This is a genomic window from Pseudoalteromonas sp. RW-H-Ap-1 (assembly GCF_048318575.1).
Lineage (GTDB): Bacteria > Pseudomonadota > Gammaproteobacteria > Enterobacterales > Alteromonadaceae > Pseudoalteromonas.
In genome coordinates this window covers 220,099-244,087 of sequence record NZ_CP166997.1, presented here as the reverse complement: position 1 = coordinate 244,087, position 23,989 = coordinate 220,099, and the positions used below count along the sequence as shown (strand labels likewise).

The 23,989-nt window shown below is 40.0% G+C and carries 23 protein-coding genes and 1 pseudogene; 11 read left to right on the top strand and 13 right to left on the bottom strand.

The features are described from left to right. Nucleotides 1-102: 102 nt before the first annotated feature. Nucleotides 103-522, top strand: coding sequence for a hypothetical protein (locus AB8618_RS17560; RefSeq protein WP_409426025.1), 420 nt, complete (start codon nt 103-105; stop codon nt 520-522). Nucleotides 523-560: 38 nt separating this feature from the next. Here AB8618_RS17560 and AB8618_RS17555 read toward each other — a convergent pair whose 3' ends face one another. Beyond that, on the bottom strand, nt 561-1,004 hold the full coding sequence (locus AB8618_RS17555; RefSeq protein ID WP_413403391.1) for a GNAT family N-acetyltransferase: 444 nt from the start codon (nt 1,002-1,004) through the stop codon (nt 561-563). Between the two features lie 171 nt (nt 1,005-1,175). Between AB8618_RS17555 and AB8618_RS17550 the strand changes: the two genes are divergently transcribed. From AB8618_RS17550 to AB8618_RS17530, 5 genes are read left to right on the top strand one after another with little or no spacing between them, the layout of a single operon-like run. Then, entirely contained in the window at nt 1,176-1,697 is a 522-nt protein-coding gene (locus AB8618_RS17550) for a ZrgA family zinc uptake protein (protein ID WP_413403389.1), read from the top strand. Nucleotides 1,698-1,750: 53 nt separating this feature from the next. Then, nucleotides 1,751-3,085 carry a dihydroorotase gene (locus AB8618_RS17545; protein ID WP_413403387.1) on the top strand — a complete coding sequence of 445 codons (1,335 nt, stop codon included), beginning with the start codon at nt 1,751-1,753 and terminating at the stop codon, nt 3,083-3,085. A gap of 16 nt (nt 3,086-3,101) precedes the next feature. Then, nucleotides 3,102-4,019: a GTP cyclohydrolase FolE2 gene (folE2, locus tag AB8618_RS17540; RefSeq protein ID WP_413403385.1), complete on the top strand. Its 918-nt coding sequence runs from the start codon at nt 3,102-3,104 to the stop codon at nt 4,017-4,019. An 18-nt stretch (nt 4,020-4,037) separates the two neighbouring features. Then, nucleotides 4,038-5,663: an HAD family acid phosphatase gene (locus tag AB8618_RS17535; protein ID WP_413403383.1), complete on the top strand. Its 1,626-nt coding sequence runs from the start codon at nt 4,038-4,040 to the stop codon at nt 5,661-5,663. A gap of 43 nt (nt 5,664-5,706) precedes the next feature. Continuing rightward, a complete protein-coding gene (locus AB8618_RS17530) occupies nt 5,707-5,874 on the top strand; it encodes an SEC-C metal-binding domain-containing protein (protein ID WP_413403381.1) in 168 nt (55 codons plus the stop codon). An 85-nt stretch (nt 5,875-5,959) separates the two neighbouring features. Here AB8618_RS17530 and AB8618_RS17525 read toward each other — a convergent pair whose 3' ends face one another. After that, nucleotides 5,960-6,397, bottom strand: coding sequence for a hypothetical protein (locus AB8618_RS17525; RefSeq protein WP_413403379.1), 438 nt, complete (start codon nt 6,395-6,397; stop codon nt 5,960-5,962). Nucleotide 6,398: 1 nt separating this feature from the next. Beyond that, nucleotides 6,399-6,977 (bottom strand): DUF3299 domain-containing protein, encoded by a 579-nt coding sequence (locus AB8618_RS17520; protein ID WP_413403377.1) that lies wholly within the window; start codon nt 6,975-6,977, stop codon nt 6,399-6,401. A gap of 80 nt (nt 6,978-7,057) precedes the next feature. Between AB8618_RS17520 and AB8618_RS17515 the strand changes: the two genes are divergently transcribed. Next, nucleotides 7,058-7,768 (top strand): ABC transporter ATP-binding protein, encoded by a 711-nt coding sequence (locus AB8618_RS17515; RefSeq protein WP_413403375.1) that lies wholly within the window; start codon nt 7,058-7,060, stop codon nt 7,766-7,768. Then, nucleotides 7,762-9,000, top strand: coding sequence for an ABC transporter permease (locus AB8618_RS17510; RefSeq protein WP_413403372.1), 1,239 nt, complete (start codon nt 7,762-7,764; stop codon nt 8,998-9,000). Before AB8618_RS17515 ends, AB8618_RS17510 begins: the two co-directional genes overlap by 7 nt. Nucleotides 9,001-9,091: 91 nt before the next feature. Here the strand turns inward: AB8618_RS17510 and AB8618_RS17505 are convergent, their stop codons facing one another. Then, complete coding sequence (locus AB8618_RS17505) at nt 9,092-9,592, bottom strand: lactoylglutathione lyase family protein (protein ID WP_008130525.1); 501 nt, start codon at nt 9,590-9,592, stop codon at nt 9,092-9,094. A 104-nt stretch (nt 9,593-9,696) separates the two neighbouring features. Between AB8618_RS17505 and AB8618_RS17500 the strand changes: the two genes are divergently transcribed. Further along, nucleotides 9,697-10,563, top strand: a complete 867-nt coding sequence (locus AB8618_RS17500; protein WP_413403369.1) for a LysR family transcriptional regulator — start codon at nt 9,697-9,699, stop codon at nt 10,561-10,563. Nucleotides 10,564-10,600: 37 nt separating this feature from the next. Here AB8618_RS17500 and AB8618_RS17495 read toward each other — a convergent pair whose 3' ends face one another. From AB8618_RS17495 to AB8618_RS17470, 6 genes and pseudogenes are all read right to left on the bottom strand, one after another. Beyond that, nucleotides 10,601-11,680, bottom strand: a complete 1,080-nt coding sequence (locus AB8618_RS17495; protein ID WP_413403367.1) for a heparan-alpha-glucosaminide N-acetyltransferase domain-containing protein — start codon at nt 11,678-11,680, stop codon at nt 10,601-10,603. Beyond that, nucleotides 11,664-12,302, bottom strand: coding sequence for a hypothetical protein (locus tag AB8618_RS17490; RefSeq protein ID WP_413403365.1), 639 nt, complete (start codon nt 12,300-12,302; stop codon nt 11,664-11,666). The genes AB8618_RS17495 and AB8618_RS17490 overlap by 17 nt, the downstream gene beginning before the upstream one ends. Further along, a complete protein-coding gene (locus AB8618_RS17485) occupies nt 12,295-14,643 on the bottom strand; it encodes a GNAT family N-acetyltransferase (protein ID WP_413403363.1) in 2,349 nt (782 codons plus the stop codon). Before AB8618_RS17485 ends, AB8618_RS17490 begins: the two co-directional genes overlap by 8 nt. A 24-nt stretch (nt 14,644-14,667) precedes the next feature. Next, entirely contained in the window at nt 14,668-15,846 is a 1,179-nt protein-coding gene (locus AB8618_RS17480; protein WP_028834626.1) for an MFS transporter, read from the bottom strand. After that, nucleotides 15,843-17,161, bottom strand: a pseudogene (locus tag AB8618_RS17475) (lysine N(6)-hydroxylase/L-ornithine N(5)-oxygenase family protein). Before AB8618_RS17475 ends, AB8618_RS17480 begins: the two are co-directional and overlap by 4 nt. Then, nucleotides 17,161-18,699 (bottom strand): pyridoxal phosphate-dependent decarboxylase family protein, encoded by a 1,539-nt coding sequence (locus tag AB8618_RS17470; protein WP_413403358.1) that lies wholly within the window; start codon nt 18,697-18,699, stop codon nt 17,161-17,163. Before AB8618_RS17470 ends, AB8618_RS17475 begins: the two are co-directional and overlap by 1 nt. Before the next feature lie 384 nt (nt 18,700-19,083). On the opposite strand from AB8618_RS17470, the gene AB8618_RS17465 reads away from it, so the two are divergent. Next, nucleotides 19,084-19,533 carry a GyrI-like domain-containing protein gene (locus tag AB8618_RS17465; protein WP_409426128.1) on the top strand — a complete coding sequence of 150 codons (450 nt, stop codon included), beginning with the start codon at nt 19,084-19,086 and terminating at the stop codon, nt 19,531-19,533. Between the two features lie 331 nt (nt 19,534-19,864). Here the strand turns inward: AB8618_RS17465 and AB8618_RS17460 are convergent, their stop codons facing one another. The 3 genes from AB8618_RS17460 to AB8618_RS17450 form a co-directional block, all read right to left on the bottom strand. Beyond that, the gene (locus AB8618_RS17460) at nt 19,865-20,545 is read right to left on the bottom strand and encodes a haloacid dehalogenase type II (protein WP_413403356.1); all 681 of its coding nucleotides are present in this window, start codon (nt 20,543-20,545) and stop codon (nt 19,865-19,867) included. Nucleotides 20,546-20,740: 195 nt separating this feature from the next. Then, entirely contained in the window at nt 20,741-21,070 is a 330-nt protein-coding gene (locus AB8618_RS17455; RefSeq protein WP_409426006.1) for a hypothetical protein, read from the bottom strand. Between the two features lie 23 nt (nt 21,071-21,093). Then, nucleotides 21,094-21,771, bottom strand: a complete 678-nt coding sequence (locus AB8618_RS17450; protein WP_409426005.1) for a substrate-binding domain-containing protein — start codon at nt 21,769-21,771, stop codon at nt 21,094-21,096. A gap of 1,111 nt (nt 21,772-22,882) precedes the next feature. Between AB8618_RS17450 and AB8618_RS17445 the strand changes: the two genes are divergently transcribed. Further along, nucleotides 22,883-23,983, top strand: coding sequence for an HNH endonuclease (locus AB8618_RS17445; protein ID WP_409426004.1), 1,101 nt, complete (start codon nt 22,883-22,885; stop codon nt 23,981-23,983). Nucleotides 23,984-23,989 lie beyond the last annotated feature (6 nt).

The window sequence follows — 23,989 nt, the reverse complement described above, 5'->3', positions numbered from 1 at the left end:
AAACTGCTTCAAACCTACAAATGCAAATAAAAACAATTATCATTTGATGTTTAGAGGTTTCTGTTTTACAGTCTTAAAAAATATACAGATATGGAACGTACCATGGCCTTACCTTTTTTATGTGCTCGACACAAACAACATGTTTTATGTCAACCAGAACAAGCAATTATAGATATTCAAAACGCGCAGCTAAGTGGCGAAGCGCTGTTTAAACGGTACCAATTTTCACAAGCATTGCCATACTTGGGGTGTGCACTTGAAAGTGCGTCCTTATTAGTTCAAATGTATAATTGTGCAAATAAACAACAAATCATACAAATTACCTCACTTACAGAGCGCCTTTACTCCACACTTCACTTTTTAGGCGAACAAAGTGCTGCGCACAATGCACTCATACAATCTATTAATCTGTTAAATGAGATACTGTATAGCGATGATGAATATTATGACTTAGCGCTTTCATGCATTACACAGCTAAAAAATTTGGCATTGCAACATCCTCCACACCTTACTAAGCACTAATTTTTATGGCAATAAGCAACGCGCTAAACACAATTGGGTTAACTTTTTATATTAATAATGGCCAACATATCTTCTTCATCTTCATCTAGGCCAACTTCTTCAAACCCAAAACTAGAATAAAAATCCTTAGCAACAGGGTTTTTCGGGTTGTAACAAATCTCGATTTGTTCAAGCTTAGAAGTCGTTTTAATCTCTGCAATTGCCATAAATAGTGCTTGGCGGCCAATACCTTTATTTTGATGGTGTTCATCTATCATAAAACGCCAAATAGAAACTTTTGTAGGGGTTTCTTGCACCCACATAAAAAAGCCTACAGGCTCATTATTTAGGTAAATAACTTTACAGGTATAACTGTTATTATAGTGTGCCTCAACTAACGACCACATATTACACGCTACGTATTCTTGTTGCGCTTTGGTAACGTCTAAATCGCATACCTCTTCGTAATTAGCAGAGGTGACATCTTCCAATGAGAGTTTCATGTTTTTCCTTAAAAATATAACTAAGTTAAACTTACCAGTATCTGTACCTATAAACAATAAATGGCTTTACCAGCCCAATAGACCCTTAATTATTATCTTTTTAGGATACAATCAATATGTTATATTATAACAATTAATGTGTTTAGCTCTATTTTATATAAGGGTTAGCTTATGAAAACGTTTACAAAAGGGCTGAGCGTTGCCCTGCTATTAAGTATGAGCTTTAGTGCTCAAGCTCAAAAACATGTGCATGGAGAAGGTGAGTTACTAATTGCCCAAGAGGGTGGCGTGCTGCAAATGCAGTTTATTATTCCTGCTGCTGATGCGCTAGGTTTTGAGCATCAAGTTGCAAGCTCAGCAGATAAAAATACTATTGATGTACTTGCCCAGCAGTTAAAAAATAGCAGCCGCGCTATTGATATAAATGGGCAGTGTATTTTACAAAGCACCGAAAACTCACTGGCTCACAGCTACGATGAGCACGATGAGCACGATGAGCACGATGAGCACCATCATCATAATGTTGAAGCCACCTACAATTTTAACTGCAAAACGGCGGTTTTAGGCTTTTCGGTCACGTTGTTTAAGTTAATGCCTTCACTTAATGCGCTTAACGTGCAGTGGATTAGTAACGCAGGGCAAGGCTCAACAGAGGTGACGCGCAATAACCCTGTAATTAGTTGGCAAAGCTAATATTTGGCCGCCAATACCCCAACATAACTTGCAAATTAAAAGAGCTTATAAGCATGAAAAGCCAACTTATAAAAAATGCCAGTGTAGTAAACCAAGGTATAATAAAAACCTTAGATGTACGTATTACTAACCAATTTATTGAATGCATTGCCCCTAACATCACCGCGAACGAAAACGATGATGTAATTGACGCAAAAGGCGCGTACTTACTCCCAGGTATGATTGACGACCAAGTGCATTTTAGAGAGCCGGGACTTACCCATAAAGGGTCTATGTTAACGGAGTCACGTGCTGCAGTGGCCGGCGGAATAACCAGTTATATGGAAATGCCCAACGTTAATCCTTCAACCACAAACAAAGCTGCGCTTGAAGAAAAATACGCCTTAGCAGAGCAGCACTCTTATGCCAATTACTCTTTTTACCTTGGCGCAACCGAGCACAATTTAGATGATATTAAAGCGCTCGATCCTAAAAAAGTATGTGGCGTAAAAGTGTTTATGGGCGCATCTACCGGTAATTTATTAGTAGAGAACCCACAAGCTCTTGAGGGAATTTTTCGTGAATGCCCAGTGCTTATCGTTACCCACTGCGAAGATGGTAAAATCATTAACAAAAACAATCAGCGCTATGAGCAACAAGGCATTATACCTAACATTACCGACCACCCTAAAATACGCGACGCAGAGGCTTGTTATGCCTCATCGTCGTATGCGGTGTCACTTGCTAAAAAATACAATGCGCAATTGCATGTATTACACATAACTACCGAAAAAGAGCTGAGTTTATTTACTAAAGGCGATATAGCCAATAAACGCATTACCGCAGAAGCCTGTGTGCACCATTTATACTGTAGCGAGCAAGATTATCCAGCTTTAGGTAACTTAATAAAATGTAACCCTGCCATAAAAGCTAACACCGACCGCGATGCGCTTATAAACGCGGTTAAAAATAATCAAATAGATATTATTGCTACCGACCACGCCCCGCATACGTGGCAAGAAAAACAAACAGATTATGTTAATGCGCCAGCAGGCTTACCCTTAGTAGAGCACGCACTTTTAAGCTTACTTGAGCATGTAAAACACAACCGCTTAAGCATTGAACAAGTAGTTGAAAAAACCGCGCATAACCCTGCGCTGCGTTTTTGTATAAATAAGCGAGGCTTTATAAAAGAAGGCTACTACGCCGACTTAGTGCTGGTAAGTACACAACACACCACAAAGGTGAGCAACGACTCTTGCCGCTACCTATGTGGCTGGACGCCTTTTGATGGGGTTGAGTTTTCTTCAAAAATAGTAGGCACTTGGGTTAATGGCGAGCGCCTTTATGATGGCAAAACGGTCATTAAACCAAGTAAACCTGCTATGCCTCTTGTTTTTAATCGTTAACCGGAATATTAAAATTATGAATGCTAAAAGCCTTTTGCCCGATATTACTTCGCAACCTAACTCTCTCAATGCACGCCCACTACAATGGGTCGGTATGGAGAAGGTTTCGCTGCCGATACATATTGTAAATCACAACGCTGAGCAACTATATACTAACGCCAAAGCAGGCATATTTGTCAGCCTTGATAAAGCAAATGCAAAAGGCATACATATGTCGCGCTTGTATTTATTGCTTAATGAACAACTCGCCAATAAGCCACTCAATAGCCAAGTTCTAACAACACTACTTGAGAACATGCTGAGCTCTCAGCAAGGTTTAAGCTTAAGTGCCAAAGTAGATTTAGCCTTTGAAATTGTACTAAATAAGCCTGCGCTTTTATCTAATCAATCAGGGTTTCAGGCGTATCCGGTGGCTATTAGCAAAACCATTACAAATGGCGTTATTCATACCGAGCTTAGCTTAACGATTCCTTACTCTAGCACGTGCCCGTGTTCGGCTGCGCTTTCTAGGCAAGCGTTAAGTGACGCCATAGCAGAGCAATTTACAGAGCAGCAGCTTGATAAAAATGACCTGTTAGAGTGGCTAACATCGCAGCAAGGCAGTATAGCGACACCGCACAGCCAACGCTCGTATGCGTATATAAACATGAGTTTACTAGGTGAGCAACTACCCGATTTACCCACTCTTATTACGCAAATGGAACAAGCCATAGGCACCCCAGTACAAACCGCAGTAAAACGAGAAGACGAGCAAGCCTTTGCCAAATTAAACGCTGAAAACCTACTATTTTGTGAAGATGCCGCCCGTAGGCTAAAGCATGCCCTTGAGCAAAATACAGATATTTGCGACTACCACTTTAAAGTTGAGCACCAAGAAAGCCTACACGCGCACAATGCCGTAGTGTACGACCAAAAACTGGCAAACGAACTCTAACAACAAAGGACTAAAAACATGAATGTGCTTAATGCATTAACGATTACTTTTATTAGCGCGCTCAGTATTGGCTGTACCTCTAGCATAACAACACACAATAAAAATATTGCCGCAGCTGAGCCTATTGCTCAATTACCCAGTGCATCGCAACCATTTAAAATAGCAACATGGAACGTAGAGCACCTTGCTTATCCAATCGATACAGGCTGCAGAACACGAACGCCAAGCGAAATAGCAGCAATGAAAGCGTATGCAAAAAACTTAGACGCCGATATTATTGCACTACAAGAAGTGGGATCTAAAGCGGCGTTACAGCAAATATTTTCTGAAGACGACTGGCAACTAATTATGTCTAGCCGAGCAGACAGTAAAGCCTATACATGCAGACAAACAGGGGCTTTATCAACCCAGCAAAAAGTAGCCTTTGCAGTAAAAAAAGCAATGCCTGTACTCAATACAGCTCCCGTAGATAAACTAGCCTTAAAAAGAGCAGGGCTACGCTACGGCTTACAAATAACGGTTAATACCCCAAACGGCCCAACCGATATACTTAACGTACACATGAAAAGCGGCTGCTTTGTAGATGACTACCTTAAAAGCGACTCACCTGCGTGTAAAACCTACGCTCAGCAAGCACCTATCCTTGATAGCTGGATAGCAAAACGAGAAGCTACAAATACGCCATACATTGTACTGGGTGATTTTAACCATCGAATTTCTGCACCTTATAACCGATTAACGCGCAGTTTATTAAGCAATGAGCGCTCAACAAGCATTACTACCAGCCATTTAATTGGTTGCCAAGCACGTTATCCTGCGCCTATCGATCATATAATTGTGGGTAAAATGTATGCTAAAAGCATAGAGAAATCAGCCCAAGTCCATAAATATAAAAATATGGATGATAAAGCCATGCTAAGCGATCATTGTGCGGTGTCGGTTTCAATTTCAGATAACACAAATGCGCTATCAGCGTCGGTTTTATGGCAAACAACCAGTAAAGAGTATCAAGCATTAACAACTTACATGTACCAACAAGCTCAAACAGCAGTTGCGCAAGTACCACGCTCTGCAACTAACTGGGTGGCCGTGATGGATGTAGATGAAACCGTACTTGATAACTCTGCCTATCAAAAGCAAACCGAACTGAGCGGTAAAGGTTATACCCCAGATACGTGGCAAGCTTGGGTAAAAAGCGAAAACGCAACGCTAGTACCTGGTGCTAAATCGTTTATAGAAGCGCTTTACAAGCAAGGCGGCAAAGTAGCCTTAGTTACCAACCGCGATAAAGCAAACGATGTACATACATGGAATAACCTTAAAGCCGTTGGCTTGCCTGTAACGGTTGAAAACACCTGTTTAATGGGACGCTCTGAGGCCGATAAAAGGGCCGTCGATGGCAAACACTTTATTAACGATAAAGACCTTCGCCGCCAACAAATAACGCAAGGTACAGCCGATTGTTTTATACCAAAGGGCATGCAAAATAACTGGCAACAACCGCAAGCTATAAAGTTTCAGGTAGGGGATAACATAGAAGACTTTAGCGGCATCACACAAGAGTCAGCCAATATAGAAGCGCTACAACCAAAGCTTGGTAAGTCTTTATTTTTACTACCAAACCCTATGTATGGCTCGTGGTAGACACTATTTAACCAAAACTCAGGTTATTTAAAAAGGAAAAAACATGACAGATAAACCATCAACGCCAATAAGTTCAGGCTGCACTAACACAAGCTGCTGCCCACCACCGCAAAGCCCTATAACGCGTGACACGCCTAAAGTAGGGCGAAACGATCCGTGTGTATGTGGTAACGGGCGTAAATTTAAAAAGTGTTGTGGTAAATGTGCTTAACGCGCACTTATCACTTTTTATTTAAAGCTAAAAAAATAGGGCTAACATAACGTTAGCCCTATTTTAATTTATAAGTTAAATGTATTTAACTCGCTGTCACTTCTATCTTTTGCTCTAGCGTAAAAGGCTTTGTATTTAAAAGGCCGCTTATTTGCACCAAAATTTCTGATTTACCGGATTTATTAGCAACGTATTTTAAGCTGTGTATTCCGCGTGTACGCTCTAATAATATTGAAGGCTTACCGGTAAGTTTAATACCTTGTGGCGCTACAAATTTTACACTTACCGCGCTGTAACGTTTAGGTACTAAGTAACTAAAGCTTGCCGTGCTGGCGTTACCCACTTTTACTTGCGCTTGTTTAGCGTGTTCAAACGAGAAGTTTTGTAAAATAGGAGGCTGAAAGTGTTGCCGAGCAAAAGGATGAAACTGATTTAAGCCAACACCAGAGTGAAACTCGCACGCATTAACGCCCATAGGCGCACTTGCCAATAATAATAAGCAGAGCAGATATTTTTTATTCATATTATTCCTCGTACGGTAAAACTCGGTCTAGCTTAAGCTCGTAAGCCGATGTACCTAATTCGTTTTCTACGGTATTTATTGCTATTTTTCCTTCAAACCAAAATGCGTCATATAGGCTTTGCAGCTCAACGCCTTGTTCAAATTTAACGTAAATTATTTGATTTGGTGGAGGAGGCGGCATATGCAAACACGCCCCAAAATAAGGCACTACAAAAAATTCACTAATGTGCTTACCTTCTTCAGATTCAAGCGGCACAATAAAACCAGGCACACGAATCTTTTTATTATTATAGCTCTCAATTACTCGAACTGAGCTTAATGCTTGTTGATAGCGTTTATCTTGCTCGTTTTCGAACGGTTTAGCATCTAGGCTATCTAGTGTGTCTTGCTCTGAGCCATCTTCAATATCATATAAATACTCTGGCGGATTAAGCAGTGCGTCTAAATCGTCTTTAGGCATTAACTGAATCCACTCTATTTCTTCGTAGCTTGAACTTTTAGCCACTAACTCACAAGTTAATACTAAACTGGCCAAGGCTATAACCAACCAAGCAACCATTTTAGTTACATTTTTTGACATATTTTCATCTCAATTGGCTTAGGGCTTCATGGAAAACGTTATAACATATCAGCCATTATCAAACCATAGGAGTCTCATCTTTGCCTCATACATTCTCATCGGCCTCAACTCCCTTTGCCATAAATATTAATCAACTTAACTATAAGTACCACAAAGCCGATAAAACCTCGTTTTATATTCCTACTTGGCAAGTAAAGCAGGGAGAACAGGTGTTTTTACACGGCGAATCTGGCTCAGGTAAAACCACATTACTTAATTTATTAGCAGGAGTGCTAACACCACAAAGTGGCGATATAACCTTGCTTGAACAAGGATTTTCAACGCTTTCGTCAAAAAAACGCGATAAATTTAGAGCCCAGAACATTGGTGTGGTGTTTCAGCAGTTTAATTTAATACCGTATTTAAGTGTTTTAAAAAATATTCAGCTGGCTAGCTACTTTGCAAAAACGGGCAATACACAAATAGAGCAAGAAGCTAGCGCACTACTTTTAGCACTTAAATTACCCGCTACTATTTTGCACAAAGCAGCAAATACACTAAGTGTGGGCCAGCAGCAACGTGTGGCCATTGCTCGCGCTTTAATAAATAAACCTAAACTGCTATTAGTTGACGAACCCACCTCAGCATTAGACGCGGCATCGCGCGATGCATTTATGACCTTACTAATTGATTTATGTAAGCAGCACAGCATAACGCTTGTATTTGTAAGTCACGACATGCACTTACAACAATTTTTTAAGCTAAGTGTTGATGTAACTTCGCTTTTAAAAGAGGAAAGTAACAAATGCTAGTATCGTTAGCGTGGAGCAGCTTAGCCAGTAGGCGCAAATCGGTCATACTTACGTTTTTATCATTACTTATAAGTATAAGCGTGCTGTTAAGTGTTGAGCATATTCGCCAGCAAGCCAAAGAGAGCTTTAACAGAACCATTTCAGATGTAGATATGATAGTGGGTGCACCTAGCGGGCAGTTAAACCTGTTGCTTTACTCGGTATTTAGAATGGGTAGCCCCACTAGGAATATTAATTATAAAAGCTATGAAACCCTAAAGAGCAGCTCATTAGTAAAATGGGCAATTCCTATTTCGCTAGGCGACTCGCACCGTGGTTTTAGAGTAATGGGCACTAATAATAGCTACTTTGAACACTTTAAATACGGCACTAAGCAACCACTTACTTTTAGTAGCGGCCAGCCGTTTAACACTTTATTTGAAGCTGTAATAGGGGCCGATGTAGCCAAAAAGCTCAATTATAAAATTGGCCAAAGCGTAGTCATTGCCCATGGTATTGGTAGCACAAGCTTTACCCATCACGACAACACCCCCTTTATAATTAAGGGCATACTTAGCCCCACTGGCACACCCGTTGATAAAACCATACATGTAAGCTTAAACGCCATAGAGGCCATACATTTATCACCGGCAAAACAAGCTAAGTTACTTAATAATGTAGACTCAGTAAACACCACACCCGAGAGCATTACCGCAGTAATGCTGGGTTTAAAGTCTAAGTTTTCAACCTTTAAATTACAGCGCGATATAAACAATTATAAAGCCGATAGGTTAATGGCCGTGTTACCCGGTGTTGCTATGACCGAGCTTTGGCAAATGATGGCAACCGTTGAAAACCTATTACGCGTTATTGGTATTTTGGTGTTGGTATCGTCGTTATTTGGTTTATCGACTATGTTACTTGCCTCTATGGCGCAGCGTAAAAACGAAATTGCCGTGCTACGTGTATTGGGCGCAGGTCCAAGCGTTATTTTTAGTTTAATACTGGTAGAAGCCTTAATTTTAGTACTACTTTCAAGCGCAGCTGCAACGGCTTTACTAAGTGTAACTTTATGGCTTTTAGGGGATTGGCTAGGCGCCACGTACGGCTTATTTTTAAATGCAAACATGCTTAACCTAGAAACACTAAAAGTAATAACCGTGATTACTGTTGCCGCTATTATTACCTCAGCTATACCCGCGTATGAGGCCTATAAAAATGCCCTGCATAGCTCGCTTGGTGCTAAAAGTTAGCACCTTTAAAAATTGAACCTCCTAATAAACAAAGGCCGCAGTATAAATACTGCGGCCTTTGTTTTTACTAAATACTTTAAGTTATGTGCTTTTAATAAGCGCCTGCGCTGTATATAAGCTCGTAACTGTGGCTGTAAATCTCAAGGATGTTACCAAACGGGTCTTCCATGTAGATCATGCGGTACGGCTTTTCACCAGGGTAATAGTAACGTGGCTCTGGCATACGTTTTTTACCACCTGCAGCAACAATACGATCTGCTAAGCCTTCTACATCTGGGTCTTGTACACAGAAATGAAAGATACCGGTTTTCCAGTATTCAAAGTTATCTTTAGGGTTTTCTTGGTCTTTAAATTCAAAAATTTCTACACCAATACGGTCGCCTGTTGAAAGGTGCGCTATTTTAAATTTTTCCCAATTTGGACCAAATACATCGGTACACATTTCGCCAATTGGGCTGTTGTCTTCAGTGATCACGGTAGGCTCCATTATGGTGTACCAGCCCATCACCTTAGTGTAAAACTCTACGGCTTTTTCAACATCGGGAACTGAAATACCAATGTGCGAAAAACTACGTGGATATGTATGACTCATAATAAATACTCCTACTTAACTATGTTTAGTTGATGGAGTTAGTTTACGAATTGACCAACATTAAGTAAAATTATCATTAATCATAATTTTAAGTATATTTTGTAATGATAAATCCTACATGGTTAAACACGTTTTGTACCTTGGTTGAGGTAAACCATTTTACCCAAACCGCCGAGCGCCTTTATATGACCCAGTCAGGCGTAAGCCAACATATAAAAAAATTAGAGCAGCAAGTAGATTGCGCCTTGCTTGAGCGCCACGGTAAACAATTTACGCTTACTGTTCAGGGGCAAAATTTATATCAACAGGGGAGTCAGTTACTCAAAGAATGGCAGTTTTTAGAGCAGCAATTAAAAGATGACTCGCCTTACAGCGGTTTAGTTAAAATACAGTCGCCAGGCAGTTGCGGGCTAAAGTTTTACAATCAACTCTTAGCACTGCAAGTAGCGCACAAGGAGCTAATTATAGATTACCGCTTTGCTCCAAATACCAGTGTTGAACAAGCAGTGGCAAACCATAGTGCCGATATTGGTTTTTTAACTCAGGCGCCTACCCTCAGCGAAGTAACCAGCCATAAAATAGGCCAAGAACCTTTACTATTGATCACACCGGCCGCAATAAAAAACCCAACATGGAGCGCATTAAATGAACTGGGTTTTATTAGCCACCCCGATGCAAAACACCACGCGCAGCTTTTACTTAGCGAAAACTACAGTGAGTTTGAACATGTTGAACAAATTAAGCGCACGGGGTTTTCTAACCAAATAAGTTTAATACTGGAGCCAGTAAGTTTAGGGCTGGGTTTTACGGTTTTACCCGCACACGCAGTAAGTGCTTTTAATAAACCTGCGCTTATTAAAACGCATCATTTAGCTAATCCAATTAGCGAAAATATTTATGTGTGCCATCACCGAAATAGGCCGTTAGCAAAGCGTATGCATAGCGTTATTGACGCAATAAAAGCAGGCTAGGGCACCCAAATCAGCACCCGTAAAGCCCCTTTACAGCTTAAGCTGTACGTTTAGTTTTTTGCATAATATCTGTGAGACTCTGTTTGCTTTTTAAATAAACCTTATGCACAGCAAAAGTCAGTAAAGTCATCAGTACCATCATACAAAGTGTCGGCCAAAGGCTGAGGGTATGATAACCAAGCGCCCCCATAAACCAGCAAATAAGTACCCATTGCATAACATATAGCGCGGTTACATGTTTACTGGCATATAAAAGAGCACGTGTAATAGGGCCATTATATTTATCAGCAAAAATATACTGTATAGCCGCTAGAGCACATAAATTTAAGCCAACTAAATAGCTAATACCGCCGCCATTTAAATGGAAAAAGTTGCCAAACTGACCTTTAAAATCAATGGCTAACCATATGCCGCCAATAACAAGTAAAGCAGCACCAAATTGTGCACATACTTTATATAAGTAATCGGCATTTTGTTGGTTATTAAGGTATAAACGACCAAGTACGTATCCCGTTAATATCGCACTTATCCAAGGAAAAACTGGAAAATACACCTGATAGTTATTAGCAAAAAACAAATCACTAATATAAGGTGAAAGCGTAAATTGCTGCCCCCTTACAAACTGGCTCATAACTGCAATTGCAATGGCTAAAAGCGCAATCCATGTTGTTTTCCAACGAGCAATATTAAGCACACCAAACAGCAATAAGCTAACTCCAGCCAGTTGTAAAATATCACCTGTTAACACCATAAATTGTAACTGCCCAGCACTGAGCGGACTTTGCCAGCCATACGCATTTATAAACGCCTCAGGCATGGTATTAAATACTTCAATAGGCAGCCAAAACTTGGCCGCATTCATTAAATAGGCAAGCAGTAAAAGCTGTAAACCTCGCTTAATTAACAGCAAGGGTGTTTGCCTGCGCGAAAGCGCCATAGACAGTCCCATTGCCACCAAAAACGAGGCGGTGCCTTTGCCAAGTATATGTACAACCGTACCAAATGCGCTTTCACTTTGAAGCGCTGTGGTGGCATACATCCATAAGGTATGCACAATAATCATAATGAAAACGCTCGCACCACGCGCAAGATCAATCGTTTTAAGACGTTGGTTCATTGGTTTTAATGTCCTTTTTAGGGCAGGTTTGGCATTTGCTATAACCGGCTAAATAATAGCGGCAACAGGTTAAACGCTGGGGTTTTTCAGTAAATGGCGCATCAAGATTAAAGTGCTGACAAATAAGGGTGTGCAGCTGACGATGGCAATTATTGATATGTAAAGTAGTAGCAAGGGCTAAGCTATGAGCTCGCTCAATAGCACTACTTAATGAATCGAGTAATAACCGTGCTTGTTCTTTTTTACCCAGTGCATAGTCGGTATTTATCCATTCACCAACTTGGCTTATAAAATGAGTAAACGCTTTGGTTTGCTCAGTTTTACTTACTAACACGCCATTATTGAGGTTAAACCCACGACAATAAGCGCCATTTACCGCTAACGGCATGTTAATGGGATCAGCCGTACTTTGCTTGCAAGCAAACCAATAGCAATAAGCGTAAATAGCTTGCCAGCAAAGCTGTAAATACAAATGCCGACTAATAAATTGCTTAGGCGCAGTAGGGTACTGCGCCTTACAACGAACAGTTAAAGCGCGCACTAATAATAAGCTCGGTTTAAAAGTTCGTTGTACGGGTTGTTGGCAATATAAAAACTGCGCAAGGGTAATCGATTTAGCCATACAGCTTTGCCGATACGGGGTTGTTTAAGTTACCAGCAAACTGCAAACTACCTGCCGGATCCGTTAAATCAACCATTTGCTCATTATTACCCAGCTGTAAGCGGTTTAAACAAGAGTGAGCAAACTCATCACTAAAAAAGTCATACTCTTTAAATCGCTCATTTAAAGCAGGGTTCGCGTGTTGATACGCTTTAACACTTTGCGTAACACACTGCCAAAAGCCATGCTCCGTAATACGCTCTTCTCGCACTAAAATTGCCACTAAGTATCTAAAGAAGCAGTCAAATACATCGGTAAATATACTTAACAGCTCAAGCTCTTTAGGCATAGAAACATGAATACGTTCAACCCCTGCAGGCAGTACTTCAGTGCTATTAAGTAAGGCAACCTCTTCACCTATGTCTTTCATATATGCGCCTACAGGCACCGAATTTTTAAGCTTTAAAATGAGGTTTTCGCCGTGAGGCATAAACACTAATTTATGCGCGTAAAAACAATGCACTAGCGGAATTAAATAGGCATTAAAGTAGGCATGTAACCACTGTTGCGTGCTCAAACTACTTTGCGTTATCCATTCGCCCACTAAACTTTGGCCATTATTATCTAAGTGTAATAACGCGGCCATAGTGGTCAGTTGTTCATCACTATTTAAATTATAATTTGGGTTTTCTCGCCATAAGCAGGCAAACATTTTACGATAGGGTGTATCTCCCAGCGCGCTTTGCTCAAACGTATGATGGGCATAACCTAAGGTGGCGTATTCTCTAAGCGCTGTAAAATTAGCGCCTGCGAGTTGTTGATCTTGGCTAACCTTAGCAAAGACCCAATCGTTAATGGCAGGAGTCACCGCCATGTAAGCACGCGATAGGCCACGCATAAATCCCATATTTAAAATAGACAACGCCACTTTTAAATACGGTTTATGCGGGTGCGAGCAGTTATATAAGGTACGAATTGATTGTTGCGCTTGATATAAATCGTCACCTTCACCTAAATACACTAATCGCTGATTTGCCAACTCATTTGCAAATACCACACTCAATTTGTGTTGGTACTGCCAAGGGTGAGCAGGAATGAGTAAGTAATCATCGGGGTTTAGGTTTTGAGCTTTTAGCGCTTTGTTGAACACATCTCGGGTGGTTAAATCTAGTTCATCACTTATATGACTTGAGTAATCGGCAAAGTATTCACTATGGGCAAAGTCGCATACCGTTTTATGCGCTGCTAACCACAGTACTTTAAACGGTTTGCCTACTTCTGGCGCATAGCGTAAAAAGTCAGCTTTACTAAAACCAATGCGGCCATTATTAGCAACAAAGGCAGGATGCCCTTCACTCATTGCGGCTTCTATTTTTTGCAGCCCTAAATTAGCTAACTGCGCCGCTGTTAAGGTGTTATTTTCGCGTTTAAAGCACGCACTGGCTAAAGTAGCATTTAGCTCTTCAAGGTAGGTGGCAAGGCGCTTACCCGTTAAACCTAGCGCAGGCCCTTGCATACTAAAAAAGTGCAATACATCTAGCGGTTGCAGCTCTTCGTTAAGGTTATAAAAGCATAAGCTTGGCTCGTCTATATCAATATGGTTTAGTGCCATAGCCCGGCCATTAAAAATAAAATAGCCGCCTTCAACATTCACTTTAAAGCCTTGCTTTGTTGTCTCTGCAGCCAATAAACGCTCGTGCACGAGCTCAGTCAGTGCTTTAGCTTGTAAATGCCGATTTGCCCATTGCCAATGTGGCTGAATTACGTAATCAGTTTGCAAAGGCGCTAACGAATCAGTAAATAACTGGCTGTGCCTATCAAATGCCACTTTGTCACAAAAACCTAAATAAGCGGCTTTTTCGCCCAGTTGAATTTGCTGGGTATGCACAAATCCCAAACGCTTATTTAAAGTATGAATTTTACTATTTGCAATGTCGGGCTCAACCACAACACGGGCCGCGCTGTTTTGAGCAAAAATACTTTGCAGCACGCACTGCATCATTTCAAAACTAAAATGGCGCTTAGGTGCCGTGTTAGGCGCTAATAAAATATGCATACCCACATCATTAGGTTCAACCTCGTACGCCGCTTTCATTAAGCTTTCGTGCTCTGGGCTATAAAGCTCAACTAAAGCCAATAGGTTATTATTTTGCTCGATCACGTATGCCTGATGATGAGGCGTATCAATAATATCTTGATACGCTTTAGTTATTTGTTGCTCGGTTTGCTGCTGCATACCCCAAAAGTGTGCATACGGTTGCTTAAGCCAATCGCAAACTGTTGGCATATCTGTTTGTTGTAATAACCGCATCGTCACTTTGCCGGTATGCTGTAGGGTGGTTACAAAAGATGAAAAATACATAAAAACTCCAATAAATCTTAAAAACTAAGACGCTGAACGCGCAGTTCGAGCAACAGCTTTAACCCGCCAAAGCAAAATGAAGGCAAGGCTTGCAAAGCCAATGGCAGCAAAGTAAAACACAACCGTTGTTGAAAGATGCTCTACGCTCATACCCACTAGTAACGACGCTAAAATAACCCCGATATTTTGAGCAATGTGCACTTTGGCAAAGTCGCTGCCGTAATGTGCAGGCTCACTTTTAGCAAATAGCATTACCTCTAGTAGTACCATCACTTGGAATAGCGCAAAACCATATAAAACACGTGATAAAATCACTAACCCCACCGACTCCTGCGCTTGTAAATAAAGCCCAAGCGCCCCTAAAATAAGTGCACATAACAAAGTGCTCGTGCGGCTTAATGTTGGCAGTGGTAAATGCTGCCTGAAATGGTTAAAAACCAGCATAACAAGCGCGGCAAAGGCAGGAATGGCGTATACAACAGCACTTTGCAAGGTGCTGCTTTGTGCGTTTAATGCTTGCCAATGAGTAGTAAAGAAGGGGCGAATTAAAAACGCGCTAAAATAAACCACCACACTTAAAAAGCAAAATTGCCAAATAAAATAGGGAATACGTTCTCGCGGTTTTTCAGTCGCTATTGCTTGCTGATAAATACCTGTTTTTAATGAATACATTAAGTAGGCGCATAATAAAACCTGAACTAGGTCACCGGCACTACTGAGTAATAACGCATAGCGTGGCTCTGCTAAACTAAAGAAATAACCACCAATTAAAGCACCACCAATCGCACCAAAATGCATCAATACAGAAAACAAACCAATAATAGATAAATGCTTAGTTTGTTGCTCTAATCGCAGTGCAAATGGGTATATAAGTAGGTAGCTTGCCTTTAGCACCAACATTAGTTGGTAGTAAATCCAAAACTCCCATACATTGGTCGCAAAGTAGCAAAGCAGGCCAAAACCAGCGGCTACTACTTGGGTTACTAACCACAAAGCCAATTCATTGTATTTTTTAGCGACCTTAGCCCATAGCGGTAAAGCCAGCATTACAGTAATACAACAGTTAGCTACAAAGAGGCCGATTAGAGTGGCGTTACTAATAGCAAATTCACTAGCAAAAAATTGCGGATAAAACGGTAGCAACAAGGTATCGCATACCACCGAAATAACCGTCAGCAAAATTAGCGCTAAACGAAGACTCATGCGGCGCTACTCTGCTGTTGTGCTGATAGGGTTACATCACTTAAATCAAAGTTTTGAAAAGCAATTTTTTGCTCAACCTGATAAGGCGAATAACCTAAAATTTCACGTAAAATAATACTATTACGGTAGCAAGCCATACCTAAATCTGGAGTTACAAAACCATGAGTATGCTGCTCGGCATTTTGTACAAAAATACGTTTTTGTTCGCTATCTACCGCATATTCACGACTCACTAAATAACGACCTTGCTCATCTTGGGGTAATTGGTGTGCAATATTATTTAAAAAAGCAGGGCGCTGATATTTAAAGCCCGTGGCGCAAATTAAAAAGTCGGTTTCTATTGAAAAGGGCTGCTCAAGCTCCTGATGATAAAACTCAGTCAGTAAACGCTTACCTGCTTTTTGAGTGTTTGTTAGCTTGCTGTTAGTTTTAAATGTAGTAGAAATTGGCCCATCTAGGCTTTGCGCGTAGAGAGTGTCGAAAATGTCGTTAATTAAATCGCCATTAATGCCCTTAAATAGATTTTTTTGGTTTTGATTGAGCCAATCTCGCTGCTCAGTTTTTAAATTATAAAAGTAATCAACATACTCAGGAGAGGTCATTTCAAGGGTGAGCTTGGTATACTCAAGCGGAAAGTAGCGCGGTGAACGTGCTATCCAATCTAACTGCAAGCCTTGCGGTACTGCTTGCTGCAATAAGGTGTGGTAAATTTCTGCTGCACTTTGCCCAGCCCCTACCACAGTAACCCGTTTAGCCGCTTTTAATTCATCAAGCCGATGACAAAAATCGCTACTGTGCATTACGTTATTTGAGTTACTTTGCACAGCGCAATCAGGAATATACGGTGCAGGCCCTGTGCCCAAAACAATATGGCGAGTCACATAATGTTGCGTACCATTAGGGGTGTTACAGCTAACGGTATAACACTCACTTTGCGGGCAAAATTCAACTTGAGTGACTGTTTGTTCGAAATTAATATTTGAAAGCTGCGAGCAAACCCATTGGCAATATAAGTTGTATTCACGGCGCAATAAAAAAAGCTTTCGCGAATATAAAACGGGTATAACCGATTATTCAGTTTGGCATAATTTAAAAAGCTATATTGGCTGGTTGGATCTGCCATGGTTACTAAATCCGACATAAACGGAGTTTGTAATGTAACGCCTTCCAGCATCATTCCAGGGTGCCAGTCAAATTCACTACGTTGTTCTAAAAACAGGCTTTTTACATCTTCGAGCGGTTCACTTAAACACGCTAAAGATAAGTTAAATGGGCCAAGGCCAATAGCTATAAAATCGTAAGGTTGATTATCCATTATGCAATTTCCCTATAAGTTTGCCATGCAATGTGGCTAATTTGTTCAATAACAGCGCGTACATCTGTTAATTGGCACTGCGCATTAAGCAATGTAAATTTAAGATAATGACGGCCATTTATTTTTGTACGGGCAATCATGGCTTCACCGGTTTGTAAAAACGTTTGTCGTACATGCAGGTTTAAAGAGTCGAGTAAATCAAGGTCATGTTTTAAATCATCAGGGGCAAATCTAAATACCAAGGCACTAAGCTCAGGGTAGTTAACTACTTCAAAGTCGGGGTGGTCGTTAAGTACAATATGCGTTTGACGCGCAAGGCCAATAACTTTATCGAACGCACGGCCAAGTGGTGCTTCTCCAGTGGTACGCAGTGTTAGCCATAATTTTAAGGCATCAAAACGGCGAGTGGTTTGCAGACTTTTATCTACCAGATTAGGCGTGCCATTACCGGCCTCTGCTAATGGGTTTAAATAATCGGCATATAAAGTAATGTGGCTAAAATGGCGTTTGTCGCTTAATAAAAAGGCACTACAACTAACCGGTTGCATAAATGATTTGTGGTAATCAATCGTTATTGAATCAACCAACTCAATGCCATTAAGCGCATTGCGGTGGTGCTCGCTTACCAACAAACCGCCGCCATAAGCGCCGTCTACGTGGCACCATAGCTGCTCTTCTTTAGCTAGCATGGCAATATTATGGATTGGATCGATTGAGCCAAAATCGGTTGTGCCTGCGGTAATAACCACTGCAATGGGCAAATCACCTTGTGCTTTGCTTGTTGCTATGGCGGTTTTAAGTGCCTGCATATCCATTTGCATTTCGCTGTTTGTAGCCACCGGCACCACAGCGTCGTAACCTAAGCCCAGTAACGCCGCTGCTTTTTGAATACTAAAATGCGCCACCTCAGAGCAGTAAATTTTAAAGCGCGAGGCAACAGCTGGTAAGCCCTGAAGTTTTACCTGATGTTCTGGCGCATATCGGCTTACTGCTACTTCACGAGCAACTAACATTGCCATTAAGTTTGATTGCGTGCCACCACTAGTAAATACCCCATCGGCAGTGCTTGGCAATGCCGCTTTTTGGCATGTCCAATCAATCAGCTTTTGTTCAATTAACGTCGCGCCTGCGCTTTGATCCCACGTATCTACTGAGGTATTAATAGCGGCAATAATGTGTTCGGCCACCACAGCAGGATAGGTTACAGGGCAGTTTAAATGAGCCATATAACGCGGGTGATGAAAATACACAGCATGATCTAAATACACGCCTTTTAGCTCTTCAAGCACCGCCGGAAAGTCAGCCAATGGCTGTGATAAATCAACATCGTTTACTACTTTTGCTAACGTATTTACCGACACACCTGAAAATGGCTTTTGGGCTTTAGCCATCGCTTGCTGAACTGCCGACAACCCTTGCAATGACGCTATCTGATAATTAATGAACTGCTCTAAATTGAATTGTGGGGGCAAGCCGCTTTGTTCAAATACAGCCTGTTTTTCAATGGTATTAATATTTAACACTTGAGATTGAGACACATCAACATTCCTTGAGTACACTTTTTAGGTGCAAGGATCTTAATGATAATGATTTAGATTTACAATAATGAAAAAAGGTTAGATAACAATTTTTTTAAATTAGAGCTAATAAGCTTGTCGTATATTTTTAACAAAAATCGATAAACTACATTATTAAACGACAAGCATTACATACAAAAAAATAAACTTAAAAAAGAGAAAGTTAAGTAAATTATTTTAGCGGTAGCAAAGCCACGTTTAGCCATTACCACCTCTTTAAATATGAGCAATAAATACGCAATTGAGCTAAATAATCACGGTTTATGAAATATTTAATACAAAATTTAAAGTATTGGCGGTTTTTCTGTTACGTTGGTGTTTGTATTAACGCTAAAGGACGTCATGATGGAAGTAAAGCAACTAGCTAGTCAGACCTTAATCGGCTTAAAAGTAAGAACCTGCAACGCCAATGAAATGAACACTGGCACTGCAAATATAGCTGAACTTTGGCAAAAATTTGGTGAGAAATTTGCCAACAGCCTCACCGAAAACACTAAAGTGTATGGTGTGTATACTAATTACGAAAGCGATCTCACTGGCGATTTTGACGTAATTGCCTGCTGCGATAATTTATCAATTAAACTCCCTGAAGCTAAAAAAGTAACCACCCAAGCGGGGCGTTATTTGGTATTTAAAGGTGAGGGTGAAATGCCCGATGCAGTAATCGATTTATGGGGCGAAATTTGGCAATACTTTAGCTCAGACGATTGCCGCTATGAACGTACTTACACCAGTGATTTTGAGTATTATAAAAACAGTAACGAAATAGAAATTGCCATTGCAATTAAAGACTAGGGTCTGTTGATCTTTCAAGGTTAAATTTGCAGCAGTCTGTTTGGTATTTAGGCAAGGCAGAGCCTATGTGGTGTGGTTATTCCCCATAAATAGGCGATAACGCAGCATCAATGCCAAACAGGCGCTGCCCTTTGGGTTCTGCCTAGGGGCGATTTACTCTTTGTTGCTCAGTTTTGACTTAGCCCACTAGGTTACAAACCTCGCGCCGCGATTAAACCGCCTCTAGTTTGAACAAATTTTAATCCGCAAAGATCAACAGACCCTGAAACGGCTAGGTTTATAAGCACAAACCTAGCCTTTCATTGCTGTAATTTAATCCCTGCCCACTAAATCATTGGTTATTACTTGCCAGCTTGGTTTTTAAATCATGTAAATCGCACGCCGTTATTGTAGGCGTTAGTTCCCAAGGATCAAAAATAGCCTCACTTGAGCGCTGTATCCACGCAGCACGCATACCGTGCGATAACGCCCCAATAACATCAAACGGGTTACTCGATATCAACCACGTATTAGCGCCGGTTGAATGTGCCTCACGTAAAAAATGACTATAAACACCGGGGTTGGGCTTAAAGGTTTTAATGTCATCGGCGCTCACTACGCCTTCAAAATAATCACTTATACCTGCCGTTTCGAGCAAGGTATTTACCGCACTGGCCGCACCATTAGAAAACGCAAACAACCGATAGTTTTGTGCTTTTAAGCTCTCAAGCCCAGCTTTAACATCATCAAATGCGGGTAGGGTTTTGTAGCGTGCTAACAACTGTGCTTTTTGCTCATCGCTTAAAGTTACCTTGTGCAGTAAACACGCATAATTAAGTGCCTGCTTAGTACACACCGAAAACGGCACGTAGTTTTGCATTAAGCCACGTCTAAACGAGTATTCAAGCTGTTTTTCGCGCCAAGTAGTTGAAAATGCGTGCGCGCTATCGCCAACCATATTTTCAAGTAACGACACCACGCCATGAGTGTTTATAAGCGTACCGTATACATCAAACGCCAGTGTAGTTGCCATTAATGACTCCTGTTTAAATCGTTGCTAAAACGCGGTTTTACTACTCAATATTAATCACCTTATCAGTTAATAAAGTACAGTAAAAGTGCCGACGTTTTAAGCAGTTACTGTAAACCCCCGTTACGGTTTGGTTAAAAATACCGCACAGCAAATAGGGGGTTTAAAGTGAATATTTCACCACCTTGGGGTTAAATATTAATAATTTACAGTACATGTTTGAGCGTTGCTTTGTTGGCAGTAATGAAAGTCTAAAAAATAAAACGCTTCAGCAGGCTTTATATTATGCTTAATTACGTCATACATTAACTGCGCACTGAGTCGCCCCATTTCATATGGATTTTGACCAACATTTGATGAAGATAGCCCTTTGCTAAGCGCGTCTAATTGTATTTTTTCGGTATCTGCTGAAACAATAACAAGTTCTTTTGAATCAAGTTTATGTTTGTAGGATGTCATCAAGTTTATGTACTCAGTATTAAATTGCGCAAAACCGGCAACAGCAACAAACGCAGGAGGCTTGTCCATCTTAGTAAGGCTTTTTACTTGCTCTAACGAGGCCCCCTTTTTCCTAAACTATAAAGAGGGCAGCGGTTATACTCGCTCCAGCCATTTTCACCCGACAAGCGCTGACTACTTTGCCCAGAAAGCGCAAACCTAACACCTGCAATTCTTTTATTTAAGTTTGGTGAAGTAGGATGACCAGATTGAATACAAATACGCTTATTTTCTTCACTTACTAAATTCTTTAATTGATTGCCTAACGCAACACCAAAGTCAAAATTATCAGTGCCAACGTAAGCGAGCCTGTACTGGTGATCTTTTGCTAATAAGTCTGAGTCAAAAGTAATAACAGGAATGTTTCTTTCAAATAAATCTTTAAGGGCTCTCTCTACCAAATAATCAGAATCTGATATTGAAACTAATAAACCATCAATCCCACTTTTCATCATGTCATTAATAATTAAAGCTTGGGTTCGAATATCTTGATAATCATCAGGCCCATCATATTTACAGGTAACGTCAGGCTGTGACTTTGCAAACTCGGTACACCCTTTGTACGCCTGAATATAAAAGCTATCGTTTTTAGTTTTTCCTACTATGCCAATGACAAATTGAGCATTTGCAAAAAATGGCAAACACAGCAGCACAAAAAATAATGAAAACGATATTTTAGGTTTGTAAATAGAACAAGAGCTGTAAATAAACTTGGGTTTAATAAAAAACAACGACTAGTATCCTTAATTAAAACGGCATTAATTACAAATTGATATATCAGAATAGCACTTCAAAACAATATAGCGACCCCATTGAATATAACTTAAAAAACCAAAAAATAATCCTTAATCACAGTGCTTTTATACAAGGCTATAGCAATAGTAATTTTTTGCTAAACAAACAGCTTAGCATTCAGTTGAATGCTGTAAACCCCCCGTTACGATTTGATTAAAAATACCGCATGGTGTGGTGGCTTTTGATCAAGTAATAAATCAGCAGCGCCTTCAAATCCAAAACATTCGTATTGTTTTAGAATGGATAAAAGGGTTGTTGAATTTATAAGTGCTATTTAGAAGTTTAACTAAGTAATAGCTAAAAGTAGGGGGTTACTGGTTTACCTTGTTGCTTTAGACTTTGCCTAATAGGCAAAATAAGGATAACGGGTCAGTCAATAAATTTGATGTCTGTAGTCAAGATTTAACCCTTATGTGTTCCAATTAGAATCTAGGCTGAGTCTGATTAAAAAATTAGGGTGGATGTCTAGTTTATTTGTATTTTGCAACGAATGAAATAATTCGAAAAAGTTAGCTGCCTTGGTTGCTGCATCAAATCAATGAGTTAACCTGCTTAACTGCTCAGGCTAATAGCGGCTGTGCGAGCAAAAAATATCCTTGCTTAACGGTTAAACATTAGGTTTAATGGATAAATAATGAACACTGAGTGACGCAGGGAAAGCTTAAATTATAATTGGTCAGCTTATTAAATTAGCTGATTTAGCTTAGATGATAAAAAGCCTTTCTTTTATATAAAAGTCCATAGCATAAACAACACCAACTCTGACACACCGAGCAGGTAGCGCCTCAGTCCAACAAGCGATTATGCAACACAAACTGCGTGTCGCATAAATACTAAAGTGTTAAGGCTCAAATGTACTCTGAGAGAATAAGTTATGAATAATAAATGGGAGTACTATTTCCACACATTAAATGGTGGATTTAAGCTTCATATTGAAGCTAATAATGACCAGAGTTTACAAGCCTTATATGAGCTTCATTCGATTTTTTTGAAATTAAAGATAATCGGTTTGTTTACGATAGTGAGATTCATTACGTAACAATGAAAATGAAAGAAGAAGTTAGGTTATATACAAAGATATATCGAAAAATAATACCACAAATCAACCAGCTGAATAGTGCGATATCTAAAATGAAGTGTGGAGAGGGGTTTGTTTTATTGAGTAAAGAGGCAAGCTCTACAGTAGAAGAATTGAGAATTTTTGAAGCAGTATTGTCAAGCAACTCGCTTTCAATACCTGAACTTGACAATCTTAGTGATGATGCTCTTAGTGGATTTAAAAAACAAATTAATGACTATCGATTTTTTAGTCCTAGAACTGATATAAGGAATCTGATTGGGCCGCCTAGAAGGCAGGATCGCAAGTGTAGATTTTGTGGTAAAACATTTGCCAATGGAGCAAAATTTAAAAAAATTGCTCATGCAATTCCTGAGAGCCTTGGTAATAAAAACATCATTTGTGCTGAGGAGTGTGATTCATGTAATGAGTTTTTTGGAACTACCTATGAAAAGTCGTTAGTTGAGTTTTTTAACTTTTTTAGAGTAATTGATGGTGTTAAGTCTAAAGAAGGTTTTCCTCTAGTTAAATATAAAAATGGCTATGCATTTCATCGTGGTGGAATTTCTCAAGTCTATTCAGAGAATATCATTCAAAACGAAGATGGCAGTGAATCAATAAAGTTGAAGTCAAACGAGTATTACAGTGAAAACTACTTTTATAAAGCTCTATGTAAAATGGCATTGTCTGTAATAGATACTAAAGAATTAACATCACTACAATTAACATTAGATTGGTTAAATGATGAAAATAATTCAGGTACTGACCTACCGCTTGTAGGCTCGATGATCAAAGCTGAATTTTATGTCAGAGAGCCTAGAATCACTGTCATAACAAGGATAAAGGATAATTTGGAGACGCCCCATGTAATGGCTGAACTCAAAGTTGGTTACTATAACTTCTTGTTCATTTTACCTTATTCTAATAAGGACAAAGTTAAGTATTGTACAGAAAGCCAACTTGCGAATTTATTCAAAGTTTTCCCTCAATTTTCTCCTGACGTTGGTTGGGGGTATAAGTCATATGTAAACAATACAATGAAAAAAATTAAGCTTTCAGTTGATTTGAATTTTCAACGAGGTGAGCCTTAACAAGCA